The 12137-nt window shown below is 44.1% G+C and carries 12 protein-coding genes and 1 pseudogene; 9 read left to right on the top strand and 4 right to left on the bottom strand.

All coding sequences use genetic code 11. From position 1 onward, the window contains the following. The 3 genes and pseudogenes from B9Z54_RS25465 to B9Z54_RS02915 all read left to right on the top strand — a co-directional run. Positions 1 to 238, top strand: a pseudogene (locus B9Z54_RS25465) (bclA protein); the annotation flags it as partial. A gap of 1242 nt (positions 239 to 1480) precedes the next feature. Next, on the top strand, positions 1481 to 2680 hold the full coding sequence (locus B9Z54_RS02920; RefSeq protein WP_113927027.1) for a hypothetical protein: 1200 nt from the start codon (positions 1481 to 1483) through the stop codon (positions 2678 to 2680). Positions 2681 to 2782: 102 nt separating this feature from the next. After that, positions 2783 to 3133 (top strand): hypothetical protein, encoded by a 351-nt coding sequence (locus B9Z54_RS02915; RefSeq protein WP_113927026.1) that lies wholly within the window; start codon positions 2783 to 2785, stop codon positions 3131 to 3133. Positions 3134 to 3239: 106 nt separating this feature from the next. Here B9Z54_RS02915 and B9Z54_RS02910 read toward each other — a convergent pair whose 3' ends face one another. From B9Z54_RS02910 to B9Z54_RS02900, 3 genes are all read right to left on the bottom strand, one after another. Continuing rightward, positions 3240 to 4055, bottom strand: a complete 816-nt coding sequence (locus tag B9Z54_RS02910; protein WP_113927025.1) for an alpha/beta fold hydrolase — start codon at positions 4053 to 4055, stop codon at positions 3240 to 3242. 399 nt (positions 4056 to 4454) lie between these two features. Next, positions 4455 to 5012: a manganese catalase family protein gene (locus tag B9Z54_RS02905; protein ID WP_113927024.1), complete on the bottom strand. Its 558-nt coding sequence runs from the start codon at positions 5010 to 5012 to the stop codon at positions 4455 to 4457. Positions 5013 to 5014: 2 nt separating this feature from the next. Further along, positions 5015 to 5272, bottom strand: coding sequence for a spore coat protein CotJB (locus B9Z54_RS02900; RefSeq protein ID WP_113927023.1), 258 nt, complete (start codon positions 5270 to 5272; stop codon positions 5015 to 5017). A 269-nt stretch (positions 5273 to 5541) separates the two neighbouring features. Here B9Z54_RS02900 and B9Z54_RS24640 point away from each other — a divergent pair, with 269 nt between their 5' ends. After that, a complete protein-coding gene (locus B9Z54_RS24640) occupies positions 5542 to 5697 on the top strand; it encodes a hypothetical protein (protein ID WP_162785069.1) in 156 nt (51 codons plus the stop codon). Positions 5698 to 5791: 94 nt separating this feature from the next. Here the strand turns inward: B9Z54_RS24640 and B9Z54_RS24635 are convergent, their stop codons facing one another. Then, positions 5792 to 6274, bottom strand: a complete 483-nt coding sequence (locus B9Z54_RS24635) for a hypothetical protein (RefSeq protein ID WP_162785068.1) — start codon at positions 6272 to 6274, stop codon at positions 5792 to 5794. A gap of 541 nt (positions 6275 to 6815) precedes the next feature. Between B9Z54_RS24635 and B9Z54_RS02895 the strand changes: the two genes are divergently transcribed. The 5 genes from B9Z54_RS02895 (at position 6816) to B9Z54_RS02875 (ending at position 12106) form a co-directional block, all read left to right on the top strand. Beyond that, a complete protein-coding gene (locus tag B9Z54_RS02895; protein ID WP_113927022.1) occupies positions 6816 to 7787 on the top strand; it encodes a YncE family protein in 972 nt (323 codons plus the stop codon). Then, positions 7784 to 8455 carry a response regulator transcription factor gene (locus B9Z54_RS02890; protein ID WP_113927021.1) on the top strand — a complete coding sequence of 224 codons (672 nt, stop codon included), beginning with the start codon at positions 7784 to 7786 and terminating at the stop codon, positions 8453 to 8455. The genes B9Z54_RS02895 and B9Z54_RS02890 overlap by 4 nt, the downstream gene beginning before the upstream one ends. Continuing rightward, positions 8433 to 9872: a sensor histidine kinase gene (locus B9Z54_RS02885; protein WP_240189774.1), complete on the top strand. Its 1440-nt coding sequence runs from the start codon at positions 8433 to 8435 to the stop codon at positions 9870 to 9872. Before B9Z54_RS02890 ends, B9Z54_RS02885 begins: the two co-directional genes overlap by 23 nt. Before the next feature lie 62 nt (positions 9873 to 9934). Beyond that, entirely contained in the window at positions 9935 to 10675 is a 741-nt protein-coding gene (locus tag B9Z54_RS02880; RefSeq protein WP_113927020.1) for a FixH family protein, read from the top strand. 36 nt (positions 10676 to 10711) lie between these two features. After that, positions 10712 to 12106, top strand: a complete 1395-nt coding sequence (locus B9Z54_RS02875; RefSeq protein ID WP_113927019.1) for a PepSY-associated TM helix domain-containing protein — start codon at positions 10712 to 10714, stop codon at positions 12104 to 12106. Positions 12107 to 12137: the final 31 nt, after the last annotated feature.

The raw sequence follows: 12137 nt of genomic DNA, 5'->3' as shown, positions 1-12137 counted from the left end.
AGTAACCGGAGCAACAGGTCTGCAAGGCCCAACAGGTCCAACGGGAGCAACAGGTTTGCAAGGTCCAACGGGAGCACCCGGAGCAACGGGTCTGCAAGGCCTAACAGGTCCAACGGGAGCCACAGGCTTGCAAGGTCCAACTGGTCCAACGGGTCCAACAGGAGCCACAGGCTTGCAAGGTCCAACAGGTCCAACGGGAGCCATGGGTCTGCAAGGTCCAACAGGTCCAACAGGTCCAGTTAGCCAAGAAATTACAATTGAGAATATTGGTCCTGATGTGAGCTCCCAGTTTAATGAGTTGAATACTGCTGAAAGGACACCAGTGCTGGAATTAACCTCTGTGTATGGTTTGTCCGTTTTGAGGGATTTAGTAGAAACAACAGGCTCTGGAACGGTAACTAACACTACAGTAGAATACCAACTAACGACCACCACTGGAGCTGGAGATAGTGCCACGCTGGATAGTGTGGAAAGAGGAAGATATATGCCTGGGTATGCGGGTCAGGCCGGTATAGGAGTCCGAATCCCATTGGCACCGACCAATGACCAAGTATTCCGGTGGGGGCTGTTTGATGACGAAAACGGAGCCTTCTTTGGCCAAAGTGCAGCTGACGGGATATTCGTTGCCATAAGAAGAGCAGAAGTAGATACAATCATTCCTCAAACGTCTTGGAATGTCGACCCATTGGATGGTACAGGGCCAAGTGGATTAACCTTAGACTTATCTATAGGAAACATCTTCCAAATTACCTTTACTTGGTATGGTTATGGAGTCATTGAATTTAACGTGGTTGTGCAAAATCAAACGACTCTGGCCCAGGAGGTTGTAACCGTCCACCGATTCCGTCCGTCTGGTCAAACAAGTTTTACAGATCCCAATTTGCCTCTGCGGGGACAGATAGAAAATAATGGTGCTACTGCGGATGCTCGAGAACTATTTGTTGGAGGACGGCAGTATAGTATCCTGGGTAAATTCAATCCTGAATTTAGAATTACTTCAGATAGGCGTACTGTAACGGTTGGGACTGCAGGTCTGCCGGTTATGTCCTTTCAGAGAAAGCCAGAGTTTCCGGCAGGATCAGCGAGACCGAATTCTGTAAGTGTAACGTTAGAGGGAGTAGATATTGTTACAGATAATGATATTTATTTCCAAGTAGTTGTAGGGGGAACCTTAAATGGAGCCTTTACAACCTTCCCAACTGCAGTCACGAGTATTCCTAATAATGAAACTTCTTTGCTTGTGAATAATACGGCCACCACCATTGCAGGGGGGCAAGTGGTGTACCAGGGAGTTGCAGCAGGAGCCCAAGGATCTAATAGACAGTTAGCGACAGCGAGTCTATTAAGCTTTCAACTTCCAGATGAAGAGCCGGTTTCATTAGTAATTGGGACATTTGCCGGATCCTCAAGTGTATCAGCAGTTTTCAGAGTGAATGAAGAATGGTAAATAAAAGTAATTTTTTAAGAAAGGAGGGTTTTTATGGTTTCAATTAATAATGTCGGACCTAATGTTAGTTCTCAATTTAACGAACTTATGGTTTCTAATAGAACTCCTGTAGTTGAATTAACTTCTGTGTATGGGCTGTCAAATTTAAGAGATTTAGTTGAAACAACAGGCTCTGGTACAGTAACTAATACAACAATAGAATATCAGATTACGACAACCCCTGGAGCTTCAGATAGTGCCACGCTGGATAGTGTGGAAAGAGGCAGATATATGCCGGGATATGCGGGGCAAGCAGGTATAGGGGTACGAATACCACTTGCTCCTACTAATGATCAAGTATTCCGTTGGGGATTAGTAGACGACGAGAATGGGGCCTTCTTTGGCCAAAGTACAGCTAATGGAATATTCGTTGCAATAAGAAGAGCGGGAGCAGATACAATTATTCCACAAACTTCTTGGAACGTAGACCCATTGAATGGTACAGGACCGAGCGGGATAACTTTAAACTTAGCTATAGGTAACATCTTCCAAATCAATTTCACGTGGTATGGTTACGGCGTTATTGAATTTAATGTGGTTGTGCAAAATCCAGTAACACTGGCACAGGAGACGGTGACCGTCCACCGGTATCGTCCTGCAGGGGAAACAAGTTTTACTGACCCTAACTTACCGCTGAGGGCACAGATTGAAAATAATGGTGCTACTGCGGATACCCGAAATCTATTTGTAGGAGGACGACAGTATAGTATTCTCGGCAAGTTTAATCCTGAATTTAGAATTACTTCGGAAAGGCGGAGTGCTACAGTAGGGACTGCTGGCCTGCCGGTTATATCCTTTCAAAGAAAGACTGAATTTCCGGCAGGTTCAGCGAGGCCAAATTCGGTAAGTGTGACATTGGAGGGATTAGACATTGTTACAGCGAATGATATATTTTTCCAACTAGTTGTGGGGGGAACTTTAAATACAGGTTACTCAGCATTCCCTACTATAACTACAAATATTCCTAATAACGAAACGGCTTTGCTTGTTAACAATACAGCTACCATTATTACCGGAGGAGAAGTCGTTTTTCAAGGGGTTGCTTCAGGTGCCCCGGGAGCGAACAGAGATCTGGCAAAAGCAAATTTATTGGATTTTGAGCTGCCAGATGATCAGAGCGTTTCTTTAGTGATAGGAAGTTTCTCTGGAACCTCTCTCGTTTCGGCAGTGCTGCGTGTAACAGAAGAATGGTAAAACGTAAGTTGTTCCAGAAGAAGTACTTTTGGAACAACTTTTTTTAAAAACCATTAACGTACGAATTCAACGGATATAGGAATCTAAAGAGAGGTGAGAAGAATGAGTTTTTTTAGTACAGGGCCAATTGATAACAACCTTGTTGGAGGTGTCAGACAAAGCCAGCAAGTAACGGTGAAAATTGTGAATAGATCCTCCGTTGACAATGCCGTTATCTCAATACGGGGATATTTTTTAAATGGGACAGAAACGCTGTATGTACTTGAGTTATTCCCCATTAGTCCTAATCAAGTAATTACTAAAAATTATATTGTAAACTTTAATTATAAATTCGAATTTGAGATTAGTGGACCAGCAGAAGAGGAAACGGGTATATCCGTTTGGGGGAAAAATGCAATTGGTCAAACTGTTGCAGTTCATCGTATTGTATCGGATGAATTGTTGAGATCTTAATATAGTGAAAAAGCCACCTTTTAATTGAAAGGTGGCTTTTTAATATAGTCATTTTCAGATGGTATGATCAAGATTGCAGCTAACCTTTTTTGGGACGATGGCTAATTTATTTGTTCTTTTCTAAAAATCCTTCAACAATCTCATTAAACTTCTCACTATGCTCCCAAAACATGAGATGGCCTCCCAGTATTTCCACCGAAGCTTTTGGTGTCAGGTTGCTTAGATATCTCACAGCTGTTTCTCCCCAATGCTCCGCGACAACATATAGAGTCGGTAAGGAATCACTGCTCTTTCCCGCTTCAACACGATAGTCGGAAAAAAGTCCCGAAGAAAACAAATTAGCGGCGATATAGTAAGGTGTTCTAAGAGATTGCTCAACGATCCATTCTAATTCTTCGTCTTTCAGATCTCGCTGGACCATGACTCCTGCAGCATAAGCAGAAATGAATTCCCGCTGGCCTTTAGGGTTACGAAGATAGTTGGTGTAAGCTGCAGCCATGTCATCAAGCGGCCCCTCCACCCAATCCTGATCCTGCTGAAGGGATAAAGACTTTGGCGGCATATCAATCAAGACAAGAGACTCTATGCCTTCCAATCCAAACTGGCGGATGTATTCCCAAACCGTTAAGCATCCAAAGGACCAGCCGACAAGTGTTACATTTTCAACTTTTAACTGCTGCAATACCTTCTGCAAATCAGTTCCATGGGTGACATAATCATTTCCGTGAACTGTCATGGTAGACCTGCCGTGGCTTCTTGGATCCAATACAATCGTACGGTGGGTTTTTGAAAAATGCTTAACTTGCTCGCAAAACACATCTGTAGTAAAAGTAAAACCCGGAATAAATATGATGGGATTTCCACTGCCAGTATCCTGCACAAATAATTCTACTCCTGGCTCAACTTCAATATAAGTGTTCATAGGTTGCCCTCCCTGAATTCTTTCTAATTTGTTAATTATATTCGTTGGGATGCAATTTCATTTCTGGAAATATGGTCAAAGGCTAACCAGGGAGAAACGGGAAAGGCGATGAAGAATTTCTTCCAACTGTTTAAAAAAGCCTCTATTGAGTAAGGAGGCTTTTGTAAGGTGAAATGGTTCTGATACTTGCTTTTATAAAAGGTGATCCATTCTCTTCTAACTGGCTGATAATTTAAACAGAAAATTTTAAGATTATATAGAAAATCACCTGTTGGATGGCAGTAGCATAAAAAGTAAGTCAATAGGAGAAATAGACCTGAAGAATAGAAATATGATGGCATGAGGTGAAAGATAGTAAAAATGCTTGTCCTCTTTTACTTCAAAAAGAAAAATCAAAGATTAGTCTGTTTCCTCTCTTAATAGTTCCAAAGCTTCTCTGAATCTCACAGAATGAACAATCGTACGCTCTCTCAAAAAGCGCAAGGTATCTTTGATTCCGGGATCATCAATGAGATCAATCAGATGCTGGTAGAGCACCCGTGCTCTTTCTTCCGTTGCGATATTGCTTGATAAATCAGCGATAGGATCTCCGGTTGCCTGGATATATTGGGCTGACCAGGGGACACCCGCAGCATTTTGGTAGAACAGTGACTTGCCATGACTGGCGAAAGAAGGAGCCAAGCCGGCGTCTTCTAGTTCTTGGGGTGTTGCGTCCTTTGTTAATTGGAAAATCAGGGCTGCTATGATTTCAGCGTGAGCCAATTCTTCTGTCCCGATATCGGTTAACAGGGCGATGACTCGCTCGTCCGTCATAGTGTAGCGCTGGTTTAAATATTGCAGGGCCATTGAGAGTTCCCCGTCCTGGCCGCCATATGCTTCAAATAGAAGTTTGGCAGTCTTTGGGTCGGCAGAATCTACTTGAATAGGATACTGCAGCTTTTTCTCGTAAATCCACATGTTTAACACCTCCTATTTATTTGCCAAGGCCAAGGGTCATTAATCCATTGCCATGTCCGCTTTGATTGGGAAAAACCAAATCCCAGCAGGGGACCATATTTCCTTTCATGTTGTGCCTTCAATTCTTGTAACACAGAGGATAATTGATTGAATTGCTCCAGAGCGTTTTTGTCGCCGGGATGTGTATCAAGATATAGCTGCAAATCTAACAGAGCAAACTCGACTATCTGTATTCTCTCTAAAAGAGCTTGTCTTTTCATAAGTGACCTCCTTTTAGATATGTCTTCATTTACTACTATATTCAAAAACTATGAAAACGATTGGGAATTGAGGCATGTAATTGCTATCTATTAAGATGACAAGTTAAAAAGGTTAAAAGGTATTGTTTTAAGTCCATACGTCTTGCTTATCCAATTGCTATCTTCAGGTAATGAAAAATATAGAAAAACTAACGTTTGTCCCAAACATCTCTTTCTTTTCAGCATAAAATAATATGAACGGATTACGAGAAAGGGTGTGAAAGATTCATATGGATAACGATACGAACGGCGTTAAGAAGAAACCGTCATGCGGCTGCGGAAGCGGCAATGGTACACCAAGGAAGGCGACGGTCATTCGCTATAACGGAATACCGCTTAAAGCAAAACCATGGTATAAAAGGTGGTTTCGTTTTCTCTTTAAATAAGATGCTAGTAAGGGATGATCAGTATGTGTGGGTCATCCTTTTTTCGTATATAAAAAAGAGAAACGGAATGACCGTCTCTCTTTATTCTTTAAAACTATCTTCCTGGACAGTTGAAAACTGGTTGGCCAGTGATAAGAATTTCATTAGAATCAGGGAGGAAATTTACAGATAAGTTATTAATAGTAACTAGATCGCAGCTTGTTGGAATACATGGTTCATCACAGTAAAAGCAATGTTGTTCACCAATGTCTACTTCAATATCGAAAGTCAGGGTATCTGGAAGGCCTTCGCAAGTGAGTCCATCCATAACAGGTACACTTACGACGTAGTGAATAGTGCCAGAATAAGTGAGCGTGTAGATTTTAACAGAGCATTGTAACGGAGCTCTACCATCACAGACTGGTATGTCAACATCTACGTAGCACTTACTCATGGTTGGCTGTAAAGAGGGGCATCCAAAGATTGTCACTTCTCTATCTCGATCAATATTTGCAACACATACTGGAGCCGCAAATCTTTCATTAATTTCCTCAATTTGTGTATTGTGACACGGACAATCTGGTAAACAATTTGACATAATATCTTCTCCTTTAACTTGCATTTTGTTCCACAATTTGGAACATAGTACATTCTATGAAAAATAAGTAGAGTTGGTTGGACAAGTTCATCAAATTTTATTGAAAAGAAAAATTTTATATTATTCTTGTTAAAAATGCTTTAATTAATAAATTCTTTTTAAGAAGAATGTTGTTCTATTTTTCCCTACTCCCTCTGGTGGACGGGTTGAAGCGGAAGTTTTCCCAGAAAGCTGGCATGCACAGTCTTTTAAAAGGCGTTTTCATCCAAAAAATATTCCCCATTTCACAAATCATTCCCCAATACTTCGCAAAGATTTCAAATTTATCTTTTATACTAGATAGCGTTGGGCAAACTCTAACTAAAGATTGTTTTCGTATATATTGCTGCCTGCGGACTAGGAAGCTCCTCTGAACAAGAAGAGCAGTTCTTTCCTTTCTTGTTCAAAATGGTTTCAAAACTATGACTATTTTTCTCTGGATTTTTTATGAAATAGCAATAAGAAAAGAACTTAACTAAAAGAAAGGATTAAGAGGTCCTTTATGAATAAATTAAGATTTTCTGTATTTATAGGTATGTTATTGATTGTCTCTGGCTGTCAGAGTGAGTCGCTGGCTGTACCGGAGAATGCCAAAGAAGCAGTAATGGTTTCTCATTTGAAGGATAACAAGATTACTTTTGTTGATAAGCAAAAGCAGCAGATAATAGATTCGGTTGAATTGAGTTCTGCTGTCGGGGATATGGTTCGGGTGGATGATGTACGTATCGCCTTTACCAGCAAAGACGGTTCTCTATCTGTTTTGAATACTGAAAACGGAGAATTGGAGCAGTGGGAGGATATTGGTGAAGGTGTAAATGAGCTGTTGTACAGCGAGCGTACTCATCAATTATTTCTCTCGGACAGCGGGAAGAACCAAGTGAGGGTATTCGATTTAAAAAAGAAAGAAATGATTTCAGAAATTGCGGTTGGGAAATTTCCTTTATCAATGGCTTTGGATGAGGAGAAAGGTCATCTGTATGTAGTGAACCAAAAGAGTTCTTCTATTTCTGCCATTGAGGTGGATACGCTGCAGGTGAAAGAGGAAATGCTTGTTCCTTATCTTCCGGAAGGCATTCTGGTCAAGGATTCGAAGCTTTATATAGGCGGTCATGGTCCGGTTCATGGTGAATTGAACAGGTATGTGTATGTCATTGATCCGGAAAACGGGGAGCAGGTTCAGCGCATAGAGGTCGGGTTGATGCCGGTCCAATTTTTCAGCCCTCCTTCTGGCAAGGAGGTCTATGTCGTCTGCCATGGGTCTCATGAATTATACAAAATCAGCGGGGAGAGTACGGAAAAAATCAGTGCAGGGGCCAATCCTTATGATGTAACCGGAAATGAGGAGACCCTGTATGTTTCCAGCATAGACAGCGATTCTCTTTTTATAATAGATCTTGAGACATTTAAAGTGAAGAAGGAAATTGAAATCAGCGGCGGACCGTTTGCGATTATCGAGGGAGGGAGAGCTCAATGAATATTCTTGTGGTCGATGATGAAAAAGATATGATTCTGCTTTTAACTTCCTATTTGAAAGCACATGATTACGCTGTTTATCCGGCGGGCAATGGCAGGGAAGCGCTTGAGGTGCTCCGGCAAGAGCCTATTGATCTAGTGCTTCTGGATATTATGATGCCGGTTATGGATGGATTGGAGACGGCAAAGGAAATCCGGACCTTTTCAAATGTGCCGATCATCATGCTGACAGCGAAAGGGAACGAGGACGATCGGGTCACCGGCCTGAAGACAGGTGCGGATGATTATGTGGTGAAGCCGTTTAGTCCAAAGGAACTGGTAGCCAGGATAGAAGCTGCACTGCGAAGGTCTATTGGATACAAAAACCCAAGCACTGACAGCCGTACCATCATCCACGAAGGATTGTCCGTGGACCTTAAAGGCCATGTGGTGAAAGTCGACGGGACGGCGGTCAACTTGACTAGGAAAGAATTTCTCCTGCTTTCTCTCTTAGTGCAAAATCGCGGACAGGTGTTCAGCAGGGAGCAGCTGCTGGATAAAGTCTGGGGGTTTGAAAGTGAAGGTACCCCGCGGACGGTGGATACTCACATCAAAACGTTACGGCTTAAGCTGAAAACCGCCGGACCTTATATTGCGACGGTTTGGGGTGTTGGCTATAAATTTATTTAGAAGCCGGCTGACCCGCATCGGCCTGCAGCAGAAAATCTGGTTCACCATTGCCATTGTCGCGCTGCTCACGGTGCTGATCACCATAGGATTGACGTTTTATTTATATGAAAAATTGTATGTGGACAAGCAGAAAGATCTGCTCCTCCTGCAAGGCCGGAACATGGAAGAAGCGTATTATGAAGAGCGTGATAGGGAGGATTTTCAGGAAAAGCTAGAATGGACAGCGGACAATTCAGAGGCTGATGTAATTTTTACTGAAGATCCAATGAAGCTGAGTGCGTCTCTTCCCTATGGAGATACAGAGAGCGAAACGCTTATTACCTTTGAAGAGAGGCAGCAGCTATTGAATGGTGAAACGGTGACTATGGTCCGAGAGCATTCCGTATTTGAGCAGGATATCCTTGCGGTTGCTATTCCGCTGCTGGATGGCGATGTGCTTTCCGGGGCAATTTTTCTTTATATGCCTTTGGAGGATGTCTACGCTCCTTTTGAAACAATTCGTTATGCACTGGCGGGGCTGCTTCTCCTGATTTTGCTTGCAGTCGTGTGGTCAGGAAGAAAAATCGCCTCCCAGCTGATTCAGCCGCTGAAGAAGATGGAGATGGTTTCAGGACGGATGGCTGCAGGGGACTTTTCGAAAAGAATCGAGGCTTCCACTTCGGATGAAATGGGGTCGCTGGCCCGGTCATTCAATCAATTGGCTAATTCCTTGGAAGAAGTCGAGAGTAATAGAAGAGAATTCCTGCAGAACGTTTCCCATGAGCTTCGAACGCCGCTGAGTTATATGAGGGGGTATACAGAAGCGATGCTGGAGGGAGTCGTCGAAAGTGAAGAAGAGCGGCAGAGATACTTAGGAATCATTCATAAGGAAACAGCTCGGTTGTCACGTCTTGTCAATGATTTGCTGGATCTCGCCCAGCTCGAGGGTGATTCGTATCCGATGAAGATGGAGCCGATTGCATTTGGCCAGCTGGTGCTGGATGTTACCGAAAGATTTAAGCTTCCATTGGAGAAAAAGAGCATCCGTCTCGGTCTCCAGCTGGATGAAGAGGCCATCATAGAAGGTGACCCCGACCGGCTCGAGCAGGTGATCAGCAACCTGCTGGATAATGCCGTCCGTTACTCTCCTGAGGGAGAGAAGATTTTTATAGAGATGAAGCAAAGTGAAGGATGGACAGTGCTGACCATAGAGGATAGAGGGCATGGGATTCCGCCTGAGGACCTGGCCAATATCATGGACCGCTTCTACAGAGTCCACAAGTCGCGGACCAGAAACGAAGGCGGTTCAGGCTTGGGCTTGGCTATCGTCAAACAAATAATTATGAAACATGAAGCGAGAGTGGATATAGATTCCGCTCCGGGAAAAGGGACTTCAATCAGCCTGGCTTTCAAATCCCTGCCGATAGGGGACGAGTGATAAGAGGTGTCCTGGGATACTAGAATGGAGGAAAAGAATATGATGATAAAAAAATTGGGCTATTGATTGCACTAAGTGGTGTGCTCATCCTTGGAGCATGCGGGGAACAGAATGAGGAAAATTCGGGTGAATCTCACCAGCATGACGAGGGTGATACCTTACATGCGCTGGAAGTAGAACTCACTACACAGCCTGGCCCTGATGAACTTCAGGATGGAGAGGCATTCACCATCGAGGCAAAAGTCACTCATGGAGATGACACCGTGGATGATGCCAAAGAAGTAGAATTTGAATTCTGGAAAAAAGGCGAAGAAACAGAAGAGCATGAGATGAACGAAGGTGAATTCAAGGAAGAAGGGATTTATTCCATCGAAAAGACAGTGGACGAGCCGGGGATTTATTATGTCGTTTCCCACGTAACAGCCAGGGATATGCATACGATGCCGAAGCTGGAGCTTACGATCGGTGATGTAGAAACAGAACATGCTCATGAAGAGGGGCATGAGGATTCCCACAGCCACGGGGACGAGGTCTCCGGTCATATCATGATGGCGGATACGGTGAAAGCAGGGGAAGAAGTGGAGCTGACTGGTCATGCGATGAATGGCGATGATCCTTTGTCAGAAGCGGATGTCCGTTTCGAAATATGGAAAGAAGGCGAGGAGAAGCATGACTTCATCGATGCTTCAGAAGAGAGCGAGGGTGAATATAAATCTTCTCATACTTTTACAGAAGCGGGAACGTTTCATGTGAAACTTCACATTGAAAAAGGCGACCTTCATACTCATAAAGAAAAATACTGACTATAGAATAAGAAGCGGCATAGAGGGAGAAGCGAGATGGAAGAAAGACTACAGAACTGCTATGAAAGCAAACCAGAAGGAAAGCCAAGCAGGAAGGCGGCCATTTTTCGGACAGTATGGAGATGGCATTTCTATGCAGGGATTTTTACAGCTCCATTTCTGATCGTTCTGGCAATCAGCGGCGGGCTCTATCTATTTAAGCCTCAGATTGAAGCAAACTTGTACCAGGAACATTTCTATGTTGAGAGCAATATGGAAGGAAAACCAGCCCTGACTTTAGCGGAGCAAACGGAAGCGGCCAACAAGGAGCTTGGAGAGGGAGCATCGATTCTGTCGGTCAAGCAGTATGATGACCCGTTGAGAACAACCGAGCTGAGCTATATGGAAAACGGCAATATGATGTATGGCTTCATCAATCCTTACACCGGAGGGTACCAAGGCTCTCTCGCTGCGGATGAAACATTTTCAAGCATCTTCAAGAGAGTTCACAGCGAGTGGTTTGCCGGCGGAACCTTTGTCAATCTTCTTGTCGAGCTTGCCGCCTGCTGGACGCTGATCCTCGTGCTGACGGGATTGTATCTGTGGTGGCCGAAGAAAAAGAGCCAGATATGGGGAACGGTCCTCCCGCGCCTGGGAAAAAAAGGCCGGGGCTTTTGGAGAGATCTACATGCAGTCCCTGCCTTTTGGCTTTCTGTCTTTATCACGATACTCATTTTAACAGGGCTGCCTTGGACAAGCGTCGTCGGTGAACAGATCAACAAGTTGGCGACAGCCGCCAACAGCTACCCTCAATATGCATTATCCTTCGGCCCTAAACCAGAGTCTGTCCTGACTACGAAGGATGTGGTGGGAGATGGTCCGTGGGCCACTGAGAACATGGAGGTGCCTGCCTCTGCCGGCAGCGGAAACAGCAAAACCCTGGACGAAATCAGTCAGGTGGCGGATGTGAAAGAAGTACAAAGACCTTATACTATCTCACTGCCGCAAGGAGAAAAAGGGGTTTACACTCTGGCTACCTCCCATACAAAGCCAGGCGATAACGCAACACTGAATATCGATCAATATTCAGGCGAAGTGCTGAGTGATGTCCGTTTTGATGATTACGGCCTGATGGCGAAAGCCATTACAGTCGGCATCGCCCTTCATGAAGGAAGGCTGTTCGGTTTTGCCAACCAGCTGCTTGGAGCAATCACCTGCCTCGGCATCGTGCTGATGGTTTTCAGCTCCTTTGTTATGTGGCAGAAACGAAAGCCGAAAGGAACCTTCGGGGCGCCGGCTGCCATGAATGATCCGAAAGTGAAGTGGGGAGTCATTGCCATCCTGGCTGTCCTTGGCATCCTGATGCCTCTTGTCGGGCTGTCCATCCTGGTCTTCGTCATCATCGATTTCATGGTGCTCAGCCTCCGAAAAAGAAATGAAGGCACCTATTAGGAATAAGGTTTTAACACACTGAAGCGCTAAG

Origin of the sequence: Bacillus sp. P14.5 (assembly GCF_003316765.1) — a bacterium.
Taxonomy (GTDB): domain Bacteria; phylum Bacillota; class Bacilli; order Bacillales; family Bacillaceae_B; genus Rossellomorea.
Note: the sequence above shows the minus strand (reverse complement) of the source record. Positions and strands in the feature narration are given on the sequence as shown.